Origin of the sequence: Streptomyces sp. NBC_01166 (assembly GCF_045039765.1) — a bacterium.
In the GTDB taxonomy this organism is placed as follows: domain Bacteria; phylum Actinomycetota; class Actinomycetes; order Streptomycetales; family Streptomycetaceae; genus Streptomyces.
The window spans coordinates 5,691,141-5,711,544 of the sequence record NZ_CP108613.1 but is presented as its reverse complement, the minus strand read 5'-3'; the positions used below and the strand labels follow the sequence as shown (position 1 = coordinate 5,711,544).

Below are 20,404 nucleotides of genomic sequence, written 5' to 3'. Positions count from 1 at the left end.
CGTACGGCGATTTCGCGTTCAGGCCACCGTCGGGGAGGCCGGCCCGCTCTCCGTCGCCGAGGCCGTGACGGACTCCGCCGGGCCGCTCGCCGAGGTGGAGTTCTCCGGCTCCGTCGGGGTGTCCGTCGGGGTCGGCTCCTCGGTCGGGGTTCCGGTCGGCTCCTCGGTCGGGGTCTCGGACTCGTCGGGCGGCGTGGTCGGCGTCTTCGTCGGCTTGCCCGTCGGCTTCTTCGTCGGCGTGGGGCTGCTCTCTGTCGGCGAGTCGCTGGGGCCCTCGCTGGACGAGGTGCTCGGTCCCGGGCTCGAGGTGCCCGGGGACGGGCTGCCGCTCCCGGACGGGGTGGCGGTGCCTGACGGGCCGGGGGACTCGGAGCCGTCGGCGGTGCCCTCGTCGGTGGCGGGGTCGTCGGCCGGCTCGTCGGCGGGGAGGCCGTTCTCGCTGTCGTCCTCGTTCGCCGACTGTTCGGTCGTGACGTTCTGGCCGTCCGGCTCCTCGCTCCCCGAAGTGGCCCCCAGGGTCACCACGGTGCCGAGGACGGCCGCCAGCAGCGCGCCCGCTCCCACCGCGACGAGATTGCGCCGGGCGCCCCGGAGCACCCCCGCACGCCCGCCGCCGGACAGGCCGACGGCCGGCGGGGACTGCCGGGTGACCAGGGTCGCGGACGTCTCGGTCTGCCGGGGGAAGAGGGGCATGGCCGCCGGGATGCCGCCGGGGGGTGAGACCGACTCGTCATGACGCGGGGCCGGCACCTCCTCGCCCGCCGGGGTGCTGTGTACCGGTTCGCCCGAGCGGTCACCGACGAGGGCGAGCGCCCGGCGTCCGGCCACCGCGCCGGGCTTGTCGGCGAGCGCCCCGCGCATGCCGATGGAGGTCTCCAGTTCGGCCCTGGCGCGGTCGAGGTTCCCGGTGCAGAGCGCGAGGATGCCCAACTCGTGGTGGAAGTACGCTTCTTCGGCCACCTCACCGGCGATCCTCGCGGCCTCCTGGCCGGCTCTGAGGGCCTTCTCCCAGGCGCCCCACTGCATCCCCGCCGCGAAGGCGGGTGCGGCGCTGCGGGCCAGCAGGACGGCCACGCTGGCCTGTCCCGGTGCCTCGCCGGGGATGAGGCGGGTCATCGAGGCCAGGAGGGCGTCCGCCTCGGCGACCGCGCGCTCCGGCGTGACGGAGGGGTGGCCGGCCCACCAGGCGTAGTGCTGGGCGGCGCTGCGGGCGTGGGCGTCCGCGCTCTCGTCGTAGCCGCTCGCCTCCAGCTGTGCCAGGACCCCGGCGGCCAGCCGGTAGCGGGGGCCGGCCGGGGAGAGCAGGCCGCTGAGGGCCAGCTCGCCCAGGGCGGCGTCGGCGTGGGTGTCCCCCACGAGCGCCGGCAGGTGCGCCTGGTGCGGCACCTCGCCACCGAGCGCGACGGCGAAGCGCAGGGTCTCGCGGGCGGCCTCGCTCAGCCGGGCGGCGAGCAGGGCGGCGGGCGCCGCGCCCTCGCCGAGGCTGGGCAGCGGGAGACCGGCGGGCTCGGCCCGGCCGAAGGGGGCGTCGGCCGGATCGTCGTCGTAGCCGTCGAACGCGCTCTGGCCGGGGCGCAGATCGTCGCGCTGGCGCAGCAGGGCGCCCGCCTGGACGAAGCGCAGCGGCAGCCCCTCGGACTCGAACCAGAGGTCGCCCGCCCAGTTCGCCTCGTCGTCGGTGAGCGGGCGCTCCACCACGTGCTCCATCAGCTCGATCGAGGCGCTGCGGCCGAGACCGGTGAGGAAGACCTCTTCGAGGTTCGCGTCGGGGCCCGGCGCGGGCACATCGGGGGTGGCGGCGAAGAGGAAGGCGCACTCCGGGGTGGCGTCGAGCAGCTCCTGGAGCGCGGCGCCGCCGAGCTCCAGGTCGTCGACGACCACGACGGCGCCGATGCCGTGGACGAGCGCGAGGAGCCCTTCGCGGTCGGGCCGGTGCAGCGGGGCGCGGTAGACGGCCTCGAAGAGCCCGTACAGCAGCTCGGTGGCGGTCCGCTTGTATCCGGAGAGCCGTACGACGCCGTCCGGTGCCAGGTCCGCGCAGTCGGCCGCGACGGCGTCCAGGAGGGCTGTGCGCCCGGACCCGGCCGGGCCGGTGAGGCAGACCGAGCGGCCCCGGGCGAGCAGCCGGACCAGCCGCTCGCGCTCCTCCTGGCGTTCCAGGAGGGGCATCTGCGGCGCGGGCGGCCCCGGGGGTACGGGGGGTGCGGCGGCGCGTTCGCGCTCCACACGCCGGTCGGCGGTGTGCCGTACGGGCGCTTCGGGCCGCTCCCCCGGCCGGCAGGCCTCGATCTCGCTGCCGTCGACCGGATTGACGGTGAGCAGGAAGTCGCCCGATATCAGCTGCACCGTGCGCGACTGCTGAGGTGTCTGGTGCCCGAGGTCGGGCGTCAGCGGGTCGCGGGACTGCCGCCGCCGCCCGGCGTCGTCGCCGGAACGGTCGGCGCCTTGGCCGTACTCTTCCGGTCCCCGGTTGGTCGGGTCCATCGTCAAAGTCCCCCAGACGCGCAGCGCGCGGTTGCCCCCTCCGGCCTCGCGCCCCGCTGTCGCTCCCGGTCCGGTGTCCGCCAGTGGGTCCTCGTCGATCGGCAGACGGCCGAACCCTAAACCTTCGCACAGTATCTACGATCCAGTGGGGGGCCGCGCGGCTCCCTACATCACATTCTCGTGAGGATTGTGCGTGTATCGCCGCTCCGGGGCGGCTCGGGCCGGGCGGGGCCCCGCGGATCCCTCAGACGCGTGGCAGGGAGTCCGCGGCGAGCCCGCCCTCGATGGCCAGGATCCTGTGCAGCCTCGTCGCCACGAGCAGGCGCTGCATCTGCGGCGGCACACCGCGCAGGACGAGCCGCCGGCCGGCCCGGCCGGCTCTGCGGTGCGCGCCCATGATGACGCCGAGTCCGGTGGCGTCCCACGAGTCCAGCTCGGTCAGGTTCAGCACGAGGTCGCCGGCTCCGTCGTCGACGGCCGAGTGCAGAACCGTACGGGCGTCCGCCGCGCTTCGGACGTCGAGGCGGCCCCCGACGACCAGCTCGGCGTGGTCGCCCCTGATGTGCATATGCGCTCCCCGGAACTCTCCGCAGCATGGTCGGTCTGTCTGGTTTTCTCTTTCTGCCTCTGCCACAACTGACTGCCGCAGCGACAGGGAAGTTGCCGTCTGTAAGCGAACCGATACCGAATTCACCCCGAGGGGTGAAGCAGGTCCGGCAGTACCCGCTGGATCCGCGCGCCGGACGGCGCCGGATCCCGGGTCCCCGGCTCTGACTGACGGCGCATCAGGCAGCCGGGGACCCGGATCGTGATCAGTAGGTGTAGAAGCCCTGCCCGCTCTTGCGCCCGATGTCACCTGCATCGACCATCCGGCGCATCAGCTCCGGAGCGGCGAACTTCTCGTCCTGGGACTCGGTGTAGATGTTGCCGGTCGCGTGCAGGAGGATGTCCACGCCGGTCATGTCGGCCGTGGCGAGCGGGCCCATGGCGTGGCCGAAGCCCAGCTTGCACGCGGTGTCGATGTCCTCGGCCGAGGCGACGCCCGACTCGTACAGCTTGGCCGCCTCGACGACCAGCGCCGAGATCAGCCGCGTGGTGACGAAGCCCGCCACGTCGCGGTTGACGACGATGCAGGTCTTGCCCACGGACTCGGCGAACTCCCGCGCGGTGGCGAGCGTTTCGTCACTGGTCTTGTAGCCGCGCACCAGCTCGCAGAGCTGCATCATCGGGACCGGCGAGAAGAAGTGCACACCGACGACCCGCTCCGGGCGCTCCGTCACGGCCGCGATCTTGGTGATCGGGATTGCGGAGGTGTTGGAGGCGAGGACGGCGTCCTCCCGCACGACCTTGTCGAGCGTGCGGAAGATCTCGTGCTTGACCTCGAGCTTCTCGAAGACGGCCTCGACGACGACGTCGGCGTCCGCCACTGCGTCGAGGTCGGTGGTCGTCGTGATCCGGGCGAGCGCGGCCTCGGCGTCGGCCGCGTCCAGCTTGCCCTTGGCGACGAACTTGCCGTAACTGGCCTCGATGCCGCCGCGCCCGCGCGCCAGGGCCTCGTCCGTGACATCACGCAGCACGACGTCCCAGCCCGCCTGGGCGGAGACCTGCGCGATACCGGACCCCATGAGTCCGGCGCCGATGACGGCGAGCTTCCTGGCCACGTTTCGCACCCCAATGCATCTCAGTTGTTCGCATGCTCTCCGGCGGAGATTAGTACCCGTGAGGGGCCGTGAGGCCCCGAAGAGATGCGCGTCACGTCTCACATGACGGACATCACACCGTCCGGTGTCACGCGGCGGCGCGCCGCGCGTAGTTGAGCACCTTCTCGCCGAGGAGCTCCTCCATGTCGTCGAGCAGGCCGAGCGCGTCGCGCGAGACCTCCTCCGGCTTGCGGCCCGCGACCATCTCGTGCCCGATGTAAGCCATGAGCGTGCTGTGCACCCAGGAGAGCTGACCGGCCACCAGATCCGGGACCGGGTCGCCGTCGTCCGCCCCCGACTCCTCCCGCATGGTCGCCTCCAGGCGGAGCTGGGCCTCCTGCCCGATGTGCCAGAGCCGGGCCTTGAGGGTGTCGGCGCCCTCGATGACCCGCATGAAGCTCGCGTAGCCGTCCATGAGGCCGACCGTCGGCGAGACACCCTCCACCAGGATCCGCAGTTCGCGCAGGACGGCCTCGGCCGCCGATTCCCCGTGGTCGCGGCCCCGGACGAAGCGCGGGAGCCGGTCGACCATGCCGCTGCTGCGGTCCAGGAAGAGGTCCTCCTTGGCCGGGAAGTAGTTGTAGACCGTGTTCACCGAGACGTCGGCGGCCTGGGCGATCTCGGCGATCGTGACCGCGTCGAAGCCCCGCTCGACGAAGAGCCAGGTGGCCACGTCCGAGAGGTGCTGCCTCGTCCGGCGCTTCTTCCGCTCCCTCAGTCCCTCAGCCATGGACCCATCCTACGGAGCACATGGTGTCCCTGAAATTTTGGAGGGATTGCAATTTTTAAGTCACTCTGTTTTTGTGGTCGCTATGCCAATCATCAGTACGTCCGGGCTCGCCCGGACCTTCACGACCAAGGCGGGCCCGGTCCACGCCGTGCGCTCGGTCGACCTGGCCGTCATGCCCGGCGAGATCGTCGGTCTCCTCGGCCCCAACGGCGCGGGCAAGACCACCACCCTGCGGATGCTCACCACGCTGCTCGCCCCCACCGGCGGCGCGGCCACGGTCGCCGGCTGCGACCTGACGGCGGACCCGGCGGGGGTCCGCGAGAAGTGCGGTTACGTCGCCCAGTCCGGCGGGGTGGACCCGCACGTCACCGTGCGGGAGGAGCTGGTCACCCAGGGGCGGCTCTACCGGCTGAGCAAGGCCGACGCGATCGCGCGCACGGCCGAGCTGGCGGCCCGCCTCGGCCTCGGCGACCTGCTCGACCGCAGGACGGCCGCGCTCTCCGGCGGCCAGCGCCGCCGCCTCGACATCGCTATGGGCCTCACCCACCGCCCCGCCGTGCTCTTCCTCGACGAGCCGACCACCGGGCTCGACCCGGGCAGCCGGGAGGACCTGTGGGGCCTGGTCCGGGGCCTGCGGGACGACTTCGGCACGACGGTCGTGCTCACCACCCACTACCTCGACGAGGCCGACGCCCTCGCCGACCGGCTGGTCGTCATCGACGGCGGCCTGGTGGTCGCAGAGGGCGCGCCGGCCGCGCTGAAGACCGAGCACGCCGGCTCGCCCGACGCCTCGCTCCACGAGACCTTCCTCGCGATCACCGGGCGCGCCCCGGCCGCCGCCGAGGCCGCCCCCATCGCCGTATAGGACGCCCCATGCTGCTCCACGACACGTCGCTGATCTTCGGCCGGTACGTCCGGCAGACCCTGCGCTCCCGGTTCCAGATCTTCTTCGGGATCCTGATGCCGTTGCTCTACCTGCTCTTCTTCGGTCCGCTCCTCACGGGTCTCCCGCTCGGCTCCACCGGTGACTCCTGGCAGGTCCTGGTGCCCGGGCTGCTGCTCCAACTGGGACTCTTCGGCGCCTCGTTCGCCGGTTTCTCGATCATCATCGAGAAGTCGACGGGGGTCGTCGAGCGCATGCGCGTGACCCCCGTCAGCCGGCTGGCCCTCCTGCTCGGGCGGGTCCTGCGGGACGCCCTGCTGTTCATGTTCCAGGCCGTGCTGCTGGTGCTCGCCGCGCTGGTCATGGGGCTGCGCGCGCCGCTGCCCGGGGTGATCGTCGGCTTCGCGTTCGTGGGCCTGCTGACCGTCTCGCTGGCCTCGCTGTCGTACGCCCTGGCCATGAAGGTGCGTACGCCGCAGGAGTTCGGGCCGGTGATCAACTCGCTGACCATGCCGGCCATGCTGCTCTCCGGCCTGATGCTGCCGATGACGCTCGGCCCCACCTGGCTGGACGTCCTGTCGCACTTCACGCCGTTCCGCTACCTGGTGGACGCGGTGCGGGACGCGTACGTCGGCTCGTACGCCACGGCGCACATGCTGTACGGGGTGCTGGTGGCGTTCGCGTTCGCCCTTCTGGCTGTGACGGTCGGCACGCGTGTCTTCCGCAGGGCCGGAGCCTAACTACGCTGACCCCATGGTCAATCTGACGCGCATCTACACCCGTACCGGCGACAAGGGCACCACCGCCCTCGGTGACATGAGCCGGACCGCCAAGACCGATCTGCGGATCTCGGCCTACGCCGACGCCAACGAGGCCAACGCCGTCATCGGTACGGCCGTCGCGCTCGGGAACCTCACCGAGGACGTCGTGAAGGTCCTCGTCCGCGTGCAGAACGACCTGTTCGACGTGGGCGCGGACCTCTCCACGCCCGTGGTGCAGGACCCGGAGTACCCGCCGCTGCGGGTGGAGCAGTCCTACATCGACAAGCTGGAGGCGGACTGCGACACCTTCCTGGAGGAGCTGGAGAAGCTCCGCAGCTTCATCCTCCCGGGCGGGACCCCGGGGGCGGCGCTGCTGCACCAGGCCTGCACGGTCGTCCGGCGGGCGGAGCGGTCCACCTGGGCGGCGCTGGAGGTCCACGGCGAGGTGATGAACGCGCTGACGGCGACCTACCTCAACCGCCTCTCCGACCTCCTGTTCATCCTCGCCAGGACGGCGAACAAGGAGGTCGGCGACGTGCTGTGGGTGCCGGGCGGCGAGCGCTGATCAGCGGCCCGCCCCGACCCGGTCTCTCGGCTCCTGCTTCGGGGCGACGGTGTAGCCCACGGCGATGATCAGGTTGATCCCGATCACCCAGAGCATCTTCTGCTGCCACATCTGCAGCGAGCCGGTGTCGCCGTCCCCGCCGACGTACCAGACCGCCGCCTGGAGCAGGGCCATGGCCGTTACCGCGGCCAGGATCCAGCGGGCGGCGGTGCGCCACTCGTGTGCGGCCCGCGCCATCCCGTACTTCGGGGGCTTCACCGGCGGCGGGCCGCCCGCGAAGCGGTGGGCGACCCTCGCGTCGACCCACTTGATGGTGGAGTGGCCGAGCCCCACCGTGAAGCCGATGTAGACGGCGGCAAGGCCGTGCTTCCAGTCCGGCTCGGCGCCGTTCTTCAGGTCGACGGCCGTCACCACGAGCAGGACGACCTCCAGCAGGGGCTCGCACAGCAGGACGGCGGCGCCCAGCCGCGGCTTCCGCGCGACGTACCGCAGCGCGAGTCCGGCGGCCAGCAGCACCCAGAACCCGACCTCGCAGAGCACGATCAGTGTGACGATCACGGCACTTCCCCTTCCGTCGCCTCCAGAATCCCTCCCGTACGGCGCCGGATCGTCGTCAGCAGTGACGAAACGTGACTGCATCCTTCGATGTACCCATACCTCGCCCCGGGTACGGACGTGGTGCGGACCGGCGCCGTGTTGGATGAGGGGGTGTTCTCCCTTGCGCGCCCGCATCGCGACGACGTCCTGCTCGCGGTCACCGGGCTGACCGGCGGTGTGATCCTGTGGCTGATCGGCATCCACATCCAGAACGGCCGGCTCTTCGACGCCCCCTGGGTGTCCCTGCTGCCGCTCGTGGTGATGTCGGCCCTCGAACTGCTGCGGCGCAGCGCCCCGCTCACCGCTCTGGCGGTCGGCACCCTCGCCCTGGTGGCCGACCAGTTCACGGTGGGGAGCCTCGCGACCGTGCTGCTGTTCACGGACCTCGTGTACGCGGCGGTGCTGTACTCCACGCCCGCCGCCTCACGCCGCATCCCGGTGATCACGCTGCTCGTCACGGTCGCGACGACGGTCGGCTTCATCGCCTGGGCCCCGTCGGCGGACGCCGTACTCATCGGGATCGTCGTCGGCATGGTCTCCTTCGGCCCCGCCCTCACCGGCGCCGCCGTGCGCAGCCACCGGGACGCCGCCGAGGCGGCCCGGCTGCGCGCCGACCAGACCGCGCTCCTGGCGGAGATGGACCGGGCCCAGGCGGTGACCGCCGAGCGTTCCCGGATGGCCCGCGAGCTGCACGACATGGTCGCCAACCATCTCTCCGCGATCGCCATCCACTCCACCGCCGCGCTCTCCATCGACGATCCGGGCACCTCCCGCGACGCCCTCGGGGTGATCCGGCAGAACAGTGTCGACGGGCTGGCCGAGATGCGGCGCCTGATCGGACTGCTGAGGGAGAGCGGCGCGGCCGGGCCGCCGAGCGCGGCTCCGACCCTCGCCTCCCTGGACGTCCTCGTGGGGCAGGCGGGCGCGAACTCCGCGTCCAGCGGGCTCACCGTCACCCTGGACGACGCCCGCGAGGAGGCCGGGACGCTGCCCGCACCGGTGGAGCTGGCGGCGTACCGCATCGTGCAGGAGTCCCTGACGAACGCGCTGAAGCATGCGGCGCCCGGTCCGGTGACGGTCCGTCTGGAGCGTTCGCGCGAGGTGCTGACGGTCGAGGTGAGCAGCGTGCTGGGCGATCGGCCGGGACCGCGCGCACCCGGTTCGGGGGCCGGTCTGGTGGGGATGCGGGAACGGGTGGCGCTGTTGGGCGGGAGTATCGAGGCGGCGCCGGAACCCCGGGGTGACGGCACGAAGATCTGGCTGGTGCGGGCCGAACTGCCCGTCGAGGAAAGGACGTACCGCTCATGACGATCCGGGTGCTGGTCGCGGAGGACCAGTCGGCGGTGCGTGCGGGGCTGGTGCTCATCCTCGGCAGCGCTCCGGACATCGAGGTGGCGGGCGAGGCGGCCGACGGGGAGGAGGCCGTGCGCCTGGCCCGTGAACTCCGGCCGGATGTGGTGCTGATGGATCTGCAGATGCCCCGGCTCGACGGGGTGTCCGCGACGGGGCAGGTCGTGGGTGAGCGGCTCGCGGACGTGCTGGTGCTGACCACCTTCGACCTGGACGAGTACGTCTTCGGTGCGCTGCGCGCCGGCGCGTCGGGCTTCCTGCTGAAGAACACCGACGCGAAGGACCTGATCGAGGCGGTGCGCACGGTGGCGCGCGGGGAGGGCCTGATCGCCCCGGCGGTCACCCGGCGGCTGATCGCGGAGTTCGCCGGGGCCACCGCCTCACGCAGGGCGGACGGAGCGGGCCGCGAGGTGCTCGCCCCGCTGACGCCCCGGGAGCGGGAGGTGCTGGGCTGTCTCGGGGAGGGGCTGTCGAACGCGGAGATCGCGGGGCGGCTCCAGATGGCGGAGGCGACGGTGAAGACGCACGTCAGCAGGTTGCTGGGCAAGCTGGAGCTCCGGAGCAGAGTACAAGCGGCGGTGCTCGCGCAGGAGTTGGGTCTCTGACCCTGGGGCGGATCTTTGGTCTGGACCTCTTGACGATTGGTCCAGACCTTCCTAATCTCACCGGACACACTGCGGTGAGTACGCCATGACAAAGCGGGCTCAGGGCGACGCAGGGTTTGACGGACCATCCCGATTGCCGGACCTCACCCGAGGAGCACCGTTGAGCACTGACAACCCCGTACCCCTCACCCGTCTCAGATGGAGACGCACAGCCTCCACCAGGTCGAGGACGGTCGCGGCCCTCACCGCGCTCCTGCTTCCCCTCGCCGCGATGGTCGGCCTGGCATCTCCCGCCGAGGCCGCCACCTCCGCGACCGCCACGTACGTCAAGAAGTCCGACTGGGGCACCGGCTTCGAGGGCCAGTGGACGGTCAAGAACACCGGCACCACCGCGCTCTCCTCCTGGACGATCGAGTGGGACTTCCCCTCCGGCACCGCGGTCGGCTCCGCCTGGGACGCCTCCGTCACGAGCTCCGGAACCCACTGGACCGCCAAGAACCTCGGCTGGAACGGCACGGTCGCCCCGGGCGCCAGCATCAGCTTCGGCTTCAACGGCACCGGCACCGGCTCCCCCACCGGCTGCAAGCTGAACGGGGCCTCCTGTGACGGCGGCAGCGTCCCCGGCGACAACGCCCCGTCCAAGCCCGGCACCCCCACCGCGAGCAACATCACCGACACCTCGGCGAAGCTCAGCTGGAGCGCCGCCACCGACGACAAGGGCGTCAAGAACTACGACGTCCTGCGCGACGGCGCCAAGGTCGCCACGGTGACCACGACGACGTACACCGACACCGGCCTCACCAAGGGCACCGACTACTCGTACACGGTGCAGGCCCGTGACACCGCCGACCAGACCGGCCCGGTCAGCGCCTCGGTCGCCGTCCGCACCACCGGCACCACGGACCCGGGCCCCGGCCCCGGCGACAAGGTCAACCTCGGCTACTTCACCGAGTGGGGCGTCTACGGGCGCAACTACCACGTCAAGAACCTCGTGACCTCCGGCTCCGCCGCGAAGATCACGCACATCAACTACGCGTTCGGCAACGTCCAGGGCGGCAAGTGCACCATCGGTGACGCCTACGCCGACTACGACAAGGCCTACACCGCCGACCAGTCGGTCGACGGCGTCGCCGACACCTGGGACCAGCCGCTGCGCGGCAACTTCAACCAGCTGCGCAAGCTCAAGGCGAAGTACCCGAACATCAAGGTCATCTGGTCCTTCGGCGGCTGGACCTGGTCCGGCGGCTTCGGTGCCGCGGCCCAGAACCCGGCCGCGTTCGCCCAGTCCTGCTACGACCTGGTCGAGGACCCCCGCTGGGCCGATGTCTTCGACGGCATCGACATCGACTGGGAGTACCCCAACGCCTGCGGTCTCACCTGTGACACCAGCGGGCCCGCCGCGCTGAAGAACCTCTCCTCGGCGCTGCGCACGAAGTTCGGCACGAACAACCTGGTCACCGCCGCGATCACCGCGGACGGCTCGGCCGGCGGCAAGATCGACGCCGCCGACTACGCGGGCGCCGCGGCGTACTTCGACTGGTACAACGTCATGACGTACGACTTCTTCGGCGCCTGGGAGGCCAAGGGCCCGACCGCCCCGCACTCCCCGCTGAACTCGTACAGCGGCATCCCGCAGGAGGGCTTCAACTCCGCCGCCGCCATCGCCAAGCTGAAGGCCAAGGGCGTCCCGGCGAAGAAACTCCTGCTGGGCATCGGCTTCTACGGACGCGGATGGACCGGCGTCACCCAGGCGGCACCCGGCGGAACGGCGACCGGGGCGGCCCCGGGGACCTACGAGGCCGGCATCGAGGACTACAAGGTCCTCAAGAACAGCTGCCCGGCCACCGGCACGATCGCCGGTACGGCGTACGCCCACTGCGGCACCAACTGGTGGAGCTACGACACCCCGGCGACGATCACGTCCAAGATGGCCTGGGCGAACAGCCAGGGGCTGGGCGGAGCGTTCTTCTGGGAGTTCAGCGGCGACACCGCGAACGGTGAGCTGGTGAGCGCGATGGACAACGGCCTCAACTAACCCCTACGAGGCAGTCGCAACCCCGAAAAAGCGCCGGGGAGACAGGTCCGCCCCCTGTCTCCCCGGTTTTCGCATGTCCACAAGCTCTCAGGCGACGTTCACCCTCCCCCAGACTCCGTCCGGGGGGGGACCCCCAACCAGCGAGAACCCTTTGTCTAAGCCACATTGACTCGCTGGCCGGGCGGCGCTGCCTCCAGCCAGGCGAGGAAGCCGGTCAGGGCGTCCTCGCTCATCGCCAGCTCCAGGCGGGTCCCCCGGTGGAGACAGCCGAGCACGACGGAATCGGACAGGAGCGCCAGCTCCTCCTCGCCCTCGGGCAGCCGGCGCGCGACCACCTCGATGGCGGAGCGCTCCAGGCCGCGGCGCGGGCGGGGCGAGTAGGAGAAGACCCGGAACCAGTCGACACGGTCACCGCTGTAGCGGGCGACCCCGTACACCCAGCCCTTGCCGGACGGATCCGGCTCCTCGGACACGTCCCAGCGCAGGCTGCAGTCGAAGGTTCCGCCGGAGCGCTGGATCAGCCGCCTGCGGAGGCCGAAGACGAACAGACCCACCGCGACCAGTACGACGACCAGACCGCCAACCCACAGAGCGAGGACCATCTCCACCGACCTCCTCGCATCGTCGAGTAACGGATACCGAAACCGGCCGAACCGGACTGCACCTGCATCGCCTCAGCCGCGACACGGTCTGGATCTCTCCAGCTCGGGCCGCGGCTGAGTCAAAAACTCCTCGTGGGGACGCTCAGTGCGCCGCCACCGCACGCAGTCGCACGTCCGCGCGGCGCTCGGCACCGGCATCCGTCTCCGACTTCGCGCGCTCCAGCGCACGCTCGGCGCGCTGGACGTCGATCTCGTCAGCAAGCTCGGCGATCTCCGCCAGCAGCGAGAGCTTGTTGTCCGCGAACGAGATGAAACCGCCGTGCACAGCGGCGACAACAGTCGCGCCGTCGCTCGTACGGATCGTCACGGGGCCCGATTCCAGCACACCCAGGAGCGGCTGGTGACCGGGCATGACGCCGATGTCGCCGGACGTGGTACGTGCGACAACGAGGGTGGCCTCGCCGGACCAGACACTGCGGTCCGCGGCGACCAGCTCGACATGCAGCTCAGCAGCCAAGGGTGGCTCCTCGGGTCACCACCCGGCGGTCGTGCCGGGTGTCGGTTCAATTCTACGGGGCGTGGTGAGGGGGGCGGGACACACCCACCCCCCTCGGTGAGCCGGAGGCTCAGGAGACGCCGAGCTCCTTGGCGTTGGCCTTGAGGTCCTCGATGCCACCGCACATGAAGAACGCCTGCTCGGGGAAGTGGTCGTACTCCCCGTCGCAGATCGCGTTGAACGCGGCGATCGACTCGTCGAGCGGAACGTCCGAACCGTCCAGGCCGGTGAACTGCTTGGCGGCGTGGGTGTTCTGCGACAGGAAGCGCTCGACGCGACGGGCACGGTGGACAACGAGCTTGTCCTCCTCGCCCAGCTCGTCGATACCGAGGATCGCGATGATGTCCTGGAGGTCCTTGTACTTCTGCAGGATCCCCTTGACACGGCTGGCCGTGTCGTAGTGGTCCTGCGCGATGTAGCGCGGGTCCAGGATGCGGGACGTGGAGTCCAGCGGGTCCACGGCCGGGTAGATGCCCTTCTCGGAGATCGGACGGGAGAGAACCGTCGTCGCGTCGAGGTGGGCGAACGTGGTGGCCGGGGCCGGGTCGGTCAGGTCGTCCGCGGGAACGTAGATCGCCTGCATCGAGGTGATCGAGTGACCACGCGTCGAGGTGATGCGCTCCTGGAGCACACCCATCTCGTCGGCCAGGGTCGGCTGGTAACCCACCGCGGACGGCATGCGGCCGAGCAGCGTGGAGACCTCGGAGCCGGCCTGCGTGAAGCGGAAGATGTTGTCGATGAAGAGCAGCACGTCCTGCTTCTGCACATCGCGGAAGTACTCCGCCATGGTCAGGGCGGACAGCGCGACCCGGAGACGGGTGCCCGGCGGCTCGTCCATCTGGCCGAAGACCAGCGCGGTCTTCTCCAGGACGCCCGAGTCGGTCATCTCGTCGATGAGGTCGTTGCCCTCACGGGTGCGCTCGCCGACACCGGCGAACACCGACACACCGTCGTGCAGCTTCGCCACACGCATGATCATTTCCTGGATGAGGACCGTCTTGCCGACGCCCGCACCACCGAACAGACCGATCTTGCCGCCCTTGACGTACGGGGTCAGCAGGTCGACGACCTTCAGGCCGGTCTCGAACATCTCGGTCTTGGACTCGAGCTGGTCGAAGGCCGGGGCCTTGCGGTGGATCGGCCAGCGCTCGGTGATCTGCGCCTCGGCCTCCGGCTCGTTCAGGATCTGACCGAGGGTGTTGAACACCTTGCCCTTGGTGATGTCACCGACGGGGACGGTGATGCCCTCGCCCGTGTTGGTGACCGGGGCCTGGCGGACCACACCGTCGGTGGGCTGCATCGAGATCGCGCGGACCATGCCGTCACCCAGGTGCTGGGCGACTTCCAGGGTCAGCGTCTTACGAGCGCCGGCCTCGGCCGGGTCGTCGACGTCGATGTGCAGGGCGTTGTAGATCTCCGGCATCGCGTCGACGGGGAACTCCACGTCGACGACCGGGCCGATGACCCGGGCGACGCGGCCCGTGGCAGCGGCCGTCTCAACTGTCGTCGTCATTACTTGTCACTCCCCGCGGACGCGTCGGCCAGCGCACCTGCACCGCCGACGATCTCGCTGATTTCCTGGGTGATTTCGGCCTGGCGGGCCGCGTTGGCAAGCCGGGAAAGGCTCTTGATCAGATCCCCGGCGTTGTCGGTCGCCGACTTCATCGCACGGCGGCGGGCGGCGTGCTCGGAAGCGGCGGCCTGCAGCAGTGCGTTGTAGATACGGCTCTCGACGTAGCGCGGCAGAAGGGCGTCGAGGACGTCCTCCGCCGACGGCTCGAAGTCGAACAGCGGAAGGATCTCGCCCTTACCGGTGTCCTCCTCCGCGACCTCGTCGAGCGAGAGCGGCAGCATCCGGCCGTCGACCGCGTTCTGCGTCATCATCGACACGAATTCCGTGAAGACGATGTGCAGCTCGTCGACGCCACCCTCGGCCGTGTCCTTCTGGATGGACTCGATGAGGGGCTCGGCGATCTTCTTGGCGTCCAAGTACTCGGGGCTGTCGGTGAAGCCGGTCCACGACTCCGAGACCTTGCGCTCACGGAAGCCGTAGTACGCGACACCCTTGCGGCCGACGATGTACGTGTCGACCTCCTTGCCCTCGGCCGCCAGCCGCTCCCGCAGCCGCTCCGCCGCCTTGATGGCGTTGGAGGAGTAGCCGCCGGCCAGACCGCGGTCGCTCGTGAGGAGCAGGACCGCCGCCCGGGCCGGAGCCTCGGCCTCGGTGGTGAGGGGATGCTTGGTGTTCGAGCCGGTCGCGACCGCGGTCACCGCACGGGTGAGCTCGGTCGCGTACGGCATCGACGCCGCCACCTTGCGCTGCGCCTTGACGATGCGCGAGGCGGCGATCATCTCCATCGCCTTGGTGATCTTCTTGGTCGCGGTGACGGCTTGGATGCGGCGCTTGTAAACGCGAAGCTGAGCGCCCATCGATCAGCCCTCGCCCAGGAGCTTGCCGTCCGAGGTCTCGAACTGCTGCTTGAAGGCGGCGATCGCGTCGGCGATCGACTGCAGCGTGTCGTCGGACATCTTGCCGCCCTCGGCGATGCTGGTCAGGAGGTCCTTGCGCTCGCGGCGCAGGAACTCCAGCAGCTCGCTCTCGAAGCGGCGGATGTCCTCGACCGGGACGTCGTCCATCTTGCCCGTGGTGCCGGCCCAGACGGAGACGACCTGCTCCTCCATCGGGAACGGGGCGTACTGCGGCTGCTTCAGCAGCTCGACCATGCGCTTACCGCGCTCCAGCGAAGCCTTGGAGGCCGCGTCCAGGTCGGAACCGAAGGCGGCGAACGCCTCCAGCTCACGGAACTGGGCGAGGTCCACACGGAGACGGCCGGAGACCTGCTTCATGGCCTTGTGCTGGGCGGAGCCACCGACTCGGGAGACCGAGATACCGACGTTGAGCGCCGGACGCTGACCCGCGTTGAACAGGTCGGACTCCAGGAAGCACTGGCCGTCGGTGATGGAGATGACGTTGGTCGGGATGAACGCCGACACGTCGTTCGCCTTGGTCTCGACGATCGGGAGGCCCGTCATCGAACCGGCGCCCATGTCGTCGGAGAGCTTGGCGCAGCGCTCCAGCAGACGCGAGTGCAGGTAGAAGACGTCGCCCGGGTAGGCCTCACGGCCCGGCGGACGGCGCAGCAGAAGCGACACGGCGCGGTAGGCGTCGGCCTGCTTCGAGAGGTCGTCGAAGATGATGAGGACGTGCTTGCCGTCGTACATCCAGTGCTGGCCGATGGCCGAGCCGGTGTACGGCGCCAGGTACTTGAAGCCGGCCGGGTCGGACGCCGGGGCGGCGACGATGGTCGTGTACTCGAGCGCGCCGGCCTCTTCGAGGGCACCGCGCACGGAGGCGATGGTGGAGCCCTTCTGACCGATGGCGACGTAGATGCAGCGCACCTGCTTGTTCACGTCGCCCGAGCGCCAGTTGTCGCGCTGGTTGATGATCGTGTCGACGGCCAGAGCGGTCTTACCCGTCTGACGGTCGCCGATGATCAGCTGACGCTGGCCACGGCCGATCGGCACCATGGCGTCGACGGCCTTGTAGCCGGTCTGCATCGGCTCGTGCACCGACTTGCGGACCATGACGCCAGGAGCCTGCAGCTCGAGGGCGCGACGGCCTTCTGTCGCGATCTCGCCGAGACCGTCGATCGGGTTGCCGAGCGGGTCGACGACGCGGCCGAGGTAGCCCTCGCCGACGCCGACCGAGAGCACCTCACCGGTGCGCTGCACCGGCTGGCCCTCCTCGATTCCGCTGAACTCGCCGAGGACGATCGCACCGATCTCGCGCTCCTCGAGGTTGAGGGCGAGACCGAGGGTGCCGTCCTCGAACTTCAGCAGCTCGTTCGCCATGGCGGAGGGCAGGCCCTCCACCTTCGCGATGCCGTCGCCGGCAACGCTGACCGTCCCGACCTCCTCGCGCGAGGCCGCGTCCGGCTGGTACGACTGGACAAAGTTATCCAGTGCGTCCCGGATCTCCTCCGGCCGGATCGTAAGCTCCGCCATCTGGGGTTCCCTGCTCTCCTTGTTGGGCCCGAAGTTTCTCAAAGGGGTCTGGGGGCGACCCCCAGGAATCTTCTGCAATTTCTGCACGGCCCAACCGGGCCGCAATTCTTGCTCGTTCAGTTGGTGCGGTGTGGGCGCTGCGCGCTGTCAGCCGGCCATCCTGCGGGTGACCTCTTCGAGGCGCTCCGCGATCGTGCCGTTGATGACCTCGTCACCGACGCGCACCGAGATCCCGCCGAGGACCTCGGGGTCCACGTCCAGGTTCAGGTGCATCTGCCGGCCGTAGATCTTCGCCAGGGCGGCGCCGAGGCGCTGCTTCTGGCGATCGGACAGCGGCACCGCCGAGGTGACGACGGCGACCATGCGGTCCCGGCGCTCCGCGGCGAGCCTGGACAGGGACTCGAGTCCCGCTTCCAGGCTACGTCCTCGGGGCTGCGTCACGAGGCGCGTGATCAGGCGCTCGGTGACGGGCTGGGCCTTGCCGCCGAGCAGGCTGCGGAGCAGCTGGCTCTTGGCGGAGGCCGTGGCCTTCCGGTCGGTCAGGGCGGAGCGCAGCGCGACGTCGGAGCCGACGATCCGGCCGAACCGGAAGAGCTCGTCCTCGACGTCGTCGAGCGCACCGGCGCGCTGGGCCGCGGTGAGGTCTGCGGTGTTCGCCAGTTCCTCGACCGAGTCCACCAGGTCACGCGACTGCGACCAGCGGGAGCGGACCATGCCGGAGACCAGGTCCACGGCTTCGCCGCCCACCTGACCGCGCAGCAGTCGTCCGGCCAGCTCGGCCTTGGCCTCGCCGCCCTGCGACGGGTCGGTGAGGACCCGGCGCAGCGATACCTCGCGGTGGAGCAGCGCGGTGACGGCTGCCAGCTCCTCGGCGAGCTTCGCCGCGTCGACCGACGTGGAGTCGGTCAGTGCGTCGAGACGCTCGCGTGCGGAGGCCAGCGCCTCGCGGCTCGCTCCGTTCATCGGACGGCCTCGGCCTTCGCCTCGAGCTCGTCGAGGAAACGGTCGACGGTGCCGCTCTGCCGGGCGTGGTCCTCGAGGGACTCGCCGACGAGCTTGCCGGCCAGGGCGGTGGCGAGGGTGCCGACGTCCTGACGCAGCGCGGACGCCGCGGCCTTGCGGTCGGCCTCGATCTGGGCGTGGCCGGCCGCGATGATCTCCTCGCGCTGCCGCTGACCCTCCGCCCTCATCTCCTGGATGATGACGGCACCCTGCTCCTGCGCCTCCTGGCGCAGACGGGCGGCCTCGTGGCGTGCCTCGGCGAGCTGAGCCTTGTACTGCTCAAGAACGCTCTGGGCCTCGGTCTGGGCCGCGTCGGCCTTCTCGATCCCGCCTTCGATCGCCTCGCGGCGCTCTTCCAGAACCTTCTCGATGTTCGGGAGGAGCTTCTTGGCGAGGAAACCGAAGACGATGACAAAGGCGATCAGGCCGATGACGATCTCGGGGATCGCCGGGAGCAGCGGGTTCTGGATCTCTTCCTCGGCCGCCAGCTGTAGGGCGTTCACATCAATGCCTTTCGTCGCATCGGGCAGTCGGAATGCCGCGACTTAGTCGACCGGGTAGACGAAGGGCATGACGAGACCGATCAGGGCGAGCGCCTCACAGAGGACGAAGCCGAGGATCTGGTTCGAACGGATCAGGCCGGCAGCTTCGGGCTGGCGGGCCAGCGCCTGGGTGCCGTTACCGAAGATGATGCCGACGCCGACGCCGGGGCCGATCGCGGCGAGGCCGTAGCCGATGGAACCGAGGTTGCCCGTGATGTTGACGGCGGCGAGGGTCTCAAGAGCGGACATGCCGTTTCTTCCTTCTCTTTCAGAACCGGTGGGGGTTGGCCACCGGACGACTATCGGGGGTGGTGCTGGACTGCTCAGTGCTCCTTGGCGAGAGCACCCTGAATGTAGTTGCAGGCCAGAAGGACGAACACGTAGGCCTGCAGCGCCTGGATGAACAGCTCGAAGGCGGTCATCAGGATGGTCATCACGAACGACACACCGGCGTACGCGATGCCGATGCCGTTCAGCAGGTACCAGCTGGCGATGGTGAAGATCAGCAGCAGCACGTGGCCGGCGAACATGTTCGCGAACAGTCGCACCGCGTGCGTGAACGGCCGGATCAGCAGGTTCGACATGATCTCGATGAGCATGACGAAGGGAAGAGCCGGGCCGATCGACGGGTCGTAGCCGGAGATGTTCTTCCAGCCGCCGACGAAGCCGTGCCGCTTGAAGGTCAGGCTGACCCAGAGGACGTAGACGATCGCGGCCAGCGCCACCGGGAACCCGATGACCGAGACCACCGGGAACTGGGCGAGCGGAATGATCGCCCAGAGGTTCATGATCCAGATGAAGAAGAACAGCGAGACCATGAGGGGCACGTACTTCTTGCCCTCGCGCTTGCCGAGCGTCTCGTACACCACACCGGTGCGGATGAAGTCGTAACCCGCCTCGGCGACCATCTGGAGCTTTCCGGGCACCAGCTTCGGCTTGTTGAAAGCCGCCCAGAAGAAGCCGACGACGACAACGGTGCTCAGGACCGCCAGCAGCATCGGCTTGTTGATCTCGATGCCGCCAACGGTGAACATCGGCTCGAAAACAAAGGAGTGCAGGCCAGGAGCCGGGAAGCCGCATCCGTCAAAGATATGGCAGTCGGTCTCGAAGGCGAGCACCGTCGTCGGGTCAGCACTCACCGCGGGCTCCTTCAGCGTGGCGCATAGGTACGGCAACCTCGTTGTGTCGGCGCGGCAAGCAGCCGCTGGTCGGCACTGGACTGGTGTTACGGATGGGGGGCGGCTCAGGCATTACGCCTCGCGATGAAGCAGGCGCCGATTTTGATGCCCGCGCCCGCAGTGCCGCAGTTGGCACCGGACGATAGCAGGGTCTCGAGCGCGCGCTTATCCCGGCCCTACCCCTCACGTCGAAGACCCCATGTTCTCGGGCGTCTTGCCCGCGGACGAGTCCGGCTCGACGTAAAGGATCTTTGTCTTCATGTGCACACGGATCTGCGCCGCGACCCACACGAGCGTCGCGGCCATCAGCGAGGCCGCGAACGCCCTCGGGTTGAACAGCGTCGTGTTCTGGAAGGCGGCGACGAAGACGAAGAGCAGCAGCAGTTCGACCGTGTAGAGCACCAGCCCCATGGCCTGGAACAGGTGCGGCATGAACTTCGCCGTGCGCTGCAGGACGCCGAGTCCGATCCCCATGAAGAGGATCACCACCAGCGTCCCGACCGCAGCGCCGATCGCTCCCTTGCCGCCGGCGAGCGCAGCGCTGACGGCGACGGCGACAACACCGGCGGCAGCAGTGGGCACAGCGGTGTGGAGGAGAGTCCGGGCGTCGTTGGACGGCATGGCGGTTACTCCGCGTTGCAGGGGGTGGTCAGTGGTCGTCAGGGACGAGCGTAGGCCCGGTCCGAGTCGATGCTTCGGGTCAAAGGACCGTGCTACTCAGGTCCTTCGGCCTCCTCACCGGGCTTCGTGAACGGTATCACAAACTATTTGATGAGGTCTTTACTCAGAAAGTGTGCCAGCTGTCACAC

21 protein-coding genes are annotated in these 20,404 nt (G+C 69.7%); 6 read left to right on the top strand and 15 right to left on the bottom strand.

The window, feature by feature from the left end:
• Window positions 1-18: 18 nt before the first annotated feature.
• The 4 genes from OG379_RS26465 to OG379_RS26450 all read right to left on the bottom strand — a co-directional run bounded on the left by OG379_RS26465 (window position 19) and on the right by OG379_RS26450 (window position 4,914).
• Window positions 19-2,484, bottom strand: a complete 2,466-nt coding sequence (locus OG379_RS26465; RefSeq protein ID WP_405665514.1) for an ATP-binding protein — start codon at window positions 2,482-2,484, stop codon at window positions 19-21.
• A 244-nt stretch (window positions 2,485-2,728) separates the two neighbouring features.
• Entirely contained in the window at window positions 2,729-3,052 is a 324-nt protein-coding gene (locus tag OG379_RS26460; protein ID WP_014154038.1) for an STAS domain-containing protein, read from the bottom strand.
• A gap of 244 nt (window positions 3,053-3,296) precedes the next feature.
• Window positions 3,297-4,145 carry a 3-hydroxyacyl-CoA dehydrogenase family protein gene (locus tag OG379_RS26455; protein WP_104791876.1) on the bottom strand — a complete coding sequence of 283 codons (849 nt, stop codon included), beginning with the start codon at window positions 4,143-4,145 and terminating at the stop codon, window positions 3,297-3,299.
• A gap of 127 nt (window positions 4,146-4,272) precedes the next feature.
• Window positions 4,273-4,914 (bottom strand): TetR/AcrR family transcriptional regulator, encoded by a 642-nt coding sequence (locus OG379_RS26450; RefSeq protein WP_405665512.1) that lies wholly within the window; start codon window positions 4,912-4,914, stop codon window positions 4,273-4,275.
• Window positions 4,915-4,996: 82 nt separating this feature from the next.
• Between OG379_RS26450 and OG379_RS26445 the strand changes: the two genes are divergently transcribed.
• Genes OG379_RS26445 through OG379_RS26435 form a run of 3 tightly spaced genes read left to right on the top strand, consistent with a single transcriptional unit; the run spans window position 4,997 to window position 7,123 of the window.
• Window positions 4,997-5,779, top strand: a complete 783-nt coding sequence (locus tag OG379_RS26445) for an ABC transporter ATP-binding protein (protein WP_405665510.1) — start codon at window positions 4,997-4,999, stop codon at window positions 5,777-5,779.
• 8 nt (window positions 5,780-5,787) lie between these two features.
• Window positions 5,788-6,537, top strand: a complete 750-nt coding sequence (locus OG379_RS26440; protein ID WP_405665508.1) for an ABC transporter permease — start codon at window positions 5,788-5,790, stop codon at window positions 6,535-6,537.
• A gap of 13 nt (window positions 6,538-6,550) precedes the next feature.
• Complete coding sequence (locus OG379_RS26435; protein ID WP_393760895.1) at window positions 6,551-7,123, top strand: cob(I)yrinic acid a,c-diamide adenosyltransferase; 573 nt, start codon at window positions 6,551-6,553, stop codon at window positions 7,121-7,123.
• On the opposite strand, the gene OG379_RS26430 is transcribed toward OG379_RS26435, so the two are convergent.
• Window positions 7,124-7,681, bottom strand: coding sequence for a hypothetical protein (locus OG379_RS26430; RefSeq protein WP_405665506.1), 558 nt, complete (start codon window positions 7,679-7,681; stop codon window positions 7,124-7,126).
• A gap of 150 nt (window positions 7,682-7,831) precedes the next feature.
• On the opposite strand from OG379_RS26430, the gene OG379_RS26425 reads away from it, so the two are divergent.
• The 3 genes from OG379_RS26425 to OG379_RS26415 all read left to right on the top strand — a co-directional run bounded on the left by OG379_RS26425 (window position 7,832) and on the right by OG379_RS26415 (window position 11,710).
• On the top strand, window positions 7,832-9,028 hold the full coding sequence (locus OG379_RS26425) for a sensor histidine kinase (RefSeq protein WP_405665505.1): 1,197 nt from the start codon (window positions 7,832-7,834) through the stop codon (window positions 9,026-9,028).
• The gene (locus tag OG379_RS26420) at window positions 9,025-9,675 is read left to right on the top strand and encodes a response regulator (protein WP_405665504.1); all 651 of its coding nucleotides are present in this window, start codon (window positions 9,025-9,027) and stop codon (window positions 9,673-9,675) included. Before OG379_RS26425 ends, OG379_RS26420 begins: the two co-directional genes overlap by 4 nt.
• Before the next feature lie 160 nt (window positions 9,676-9,835).
• Window positions 9,836-11,710 carry a glycosyl hydrolase family 18 protein gene (locus tag OG379_RS26415; protein ID WP_405665502.1) on the top strand — a complete coding sequence of 625 codons (1,875 nt, stop codon included), beginning with the start codon at window positions 9,836-9,838 and terminating at the stop codon, window positions 11,708-11,710.
• A 155-nt stretch (window positions 11,711-11,865) separates the two neighbouring features.
• Here OG379_RS26415 and OG379_RS26410 read toward each other — a convergent pair whose 3' ends face one another.
• The 10 genes from OG379_RS26410 to OG379_RS26365 all read right to left on the bottom strand — a co-directional run bounded on the left by OG379_RS26410 (window position 11,866) and on the right by OG379_RS26365 (window position 20,216).
• Window positions 11,866-12,312 carry a DUF2550 domain-containing protein gene (locus tag OG379_RS26410; RefSeq protein WP_014154045.1) on the bottom strand — a complete coding sequence of 149 codons (447 nt, stop codon included), beginning with the start codon at window positions 12,310-12,312 and terminating at the stop codon, window positions 11,866-11,868.
• A gap of 142 nt (window positions 12,313-12,454) precedes the next feature.
• Window positions 12,455-12,829, bottom strand: coding sequence for a F0F1 ATP synthase subunit epsilon (locus OG379_RS26405; protein ID WP_104789137.1), 375 nt, complete (start codon window positions 12,827-12,829; stop codon window positions 12,455-12,457).
• 109 nt (window positions 12,830-12,938) lie between these two features.
• Entirely contained in the window at window positions 12,939-14,381 is a 1,443-nt protein-coding gene (atpD, locus tag OG379_RS26400; RefSeq protein ID WP_401514260.1) for a F0F1 ATP synthase subunit beta, read from the bottom strand.
• Entirely contained in the window at window positions 14,381-15,298 is a 918-nt protein-coding gene (locus OG379_RS26395) for a F0F1 ATP synthase subunit gamma (protein WP_405665499.1), read from the bottom strand. The genes atpD and OG379_RS26395 overlap by 1 nt, the downstream gene beginning before the upstream one ends.
• 3 nt (window positions 15,299-15,301) lie before the next feature.
• Window positions 15,302-16,873 carry a F0F1 ATP synthase subunit alpha gene (atpA, locus tag OG379_RS26390; RefSeq protein ID WP_073745255.1) on the bottom strand — a complete coding sequence of 524 codons (1,572 nt, stop codon included), beginning with the start codon at window positions 16,871-16,873 and terminating at the stop codon, window positions 15,302-15,304.
• A 147-nt stretch (window positions 16,874-17,020) separates the two neighbouring features.
• On the bottom strand, window positions 17,021-17,836 hold the full coding sequence (locus OG379_RS26385; RefSeq protein ID WP_405665497.1) for a F0F1 ATP synthase subunit delta: 816 nt from the start codon (window positions 17,834-17,836) through the stop codon (window positions 17,021-17,023).
• The gene (locus OG379_RS26380) at window positions 17,833-18,378 is read right to left on the bottom strand and encodes a F0F1 ATP synthase subunit B (RefSeq protein WP_356738314.1); all 546 of its coding nucleotides are present in this window, start codon (window positions 18,376-18,378) and stop codon (window positions 17,833-17,835) included. Before OG379_RS26380 ends, OG379_RS26385 begins: the two co-directional genes overlap by 4 nt.
• 42 nt (window positions 18,379-18,420) lie before the next feature.
• Window positions 18,421-18,666 carry an ATP synthase F0 subunit C gene (atpE, locus tag OG379_RS26375; RefSeq protein ID WP_014048348.1) on the bottom strand — a complete coding sequence of 82 codons (246 nt, stop codon included), beginning with the start codon at window positions 18,664-18,666 and terminating at the stop codon, window positions 18,421-18,423.
• Between the two features lie 74 nt (window positions 18,667-18,740).
• Window positions 18,741-19,556, bottom strand: a complete 816-nt coding sequence (atpB, locus tag OG379_RS26370; protein ID WP_393760877.1) for a F0F1 ATP synthase subunit A — start codon at window positions 19,554-19,556, stop codon at window positions 18,741-18,743.
• Between the two features lie 222 nt (window positions 19,557-19,778).
• Window positions 19,779-20,216 (bottom strand): hypothetical protein, encoded by a 438-nt coding sequence (locus OG379_RS26365; RefSeq protein ID WP_405665496.1) that lies wholly within the window; start codon window positions 20,214-20,216, stop codon window positions 19,779-19,781.
• Window positions 20,217-20,404 lie beyond the last annotated feature (188 nt).

Excerpts from the sequence above, each read along its gene's own strand:
- OG379_RS26465 (WP_405665514.1), bottom strand. The coding sequence starts at position 2,484 with ATGGACCCGACCAACCGGGGACCGGAAGAGTACGGCCAAGGCGCCGAC.
- OG379_RS26460 (WP_014154038.1), bottom strand. The coding sequence starts at position 3,052 with ATGCACATCAGGGGCGACCACGCCGAGCTGGTCGTCGGGGGCCGCCTC.
- OG379_RS26450 (WP_405665512.1), bottom strand. The coding sequence starts at position 4,914 with ATGGCTGAGGGACTGAGGGAGCGGAAGAAGCGCCGGACGAGGCAGCAC.
- OG379_RS26445 (WP_405665510.1), top strand. The coding sequence starts at position 4,997 with ATGCCAATCATCAGTACGTCCGGGCTCGCCCGGACCTTCACGACCAAG.
- OG379_RS26440 (WP_405665508.1), top strand. The coding sequence starts at position 5,788 with ATGCTGCTCCACGACACGTCGCTGATCTTCGGCCGGTACGTCCGGCAG.
- OG379_RS26435 (WP_393760895.1), top strand. The coding sequence starts at position 6,551 with ATGGTCAATCTGACGCGCATCTACACCCGTACCGGCGACAAGGGCACC.
- OG379_RS26420 (WP_405665504.1), top strand. The coding sequence starts at position 9,025 with ATGACGATCCGGGTGCTGGTCGCGGAGGACCAGTCGGCGGTGCGTGCG.
- OG379_RS26410 (WP_014154045.1), bottom strand. The coding sequence starts at position 12,312 with ATGGTCCTCGCTCTGTGGGTTGGCGGTCTGGTCGTCGTACTGGTCGCG.
- atpD (WP_401514260.1), bottom strand. The coding sequence starts at position 14,381 with ATGACGACGACAGTTGAGACGGCCGCTGCCACGGGCCGCGTCGCCCGG.
- OG379_RS26395 (WP_405665499.1), bottom strand. The coding sequence starts at position 15,298 with ATGGGCGCTCAGCTTCGCGTTTACAAGCGCCGCATCCAAGCCGTCACC.
- atpA (WP_073745255.1), bottom strand. The coding sequence starts at position 16,873 with ATGGCGGAGCTTACGATCCGGCCGGAGGAGATCCGGGACGCACTGGAT.
- OG379_RS26385 (WP_405665497.1), bottom strand. The coding sequence starts at position 17,836 with ATGAACGGAGCGAGCCGCGAGGCGCTGGCCTCCGCACGCGAGCGTCTC.
- atpE (WP_014048348.1), bottom strand. The coding sequence starts at position 18,666 with ATGTCCGCTCTTGAGACCCTCGCCGCCGTCAACATCACGGGCAACCTC.
- OG379_RS26365 (WP_405665496.1), bottom strand. The coding sequence starts at position 20,216 with ATGCCGTCCAACGACGCCCGGACTCTCCTCCACACCGCTGTGCCCACT.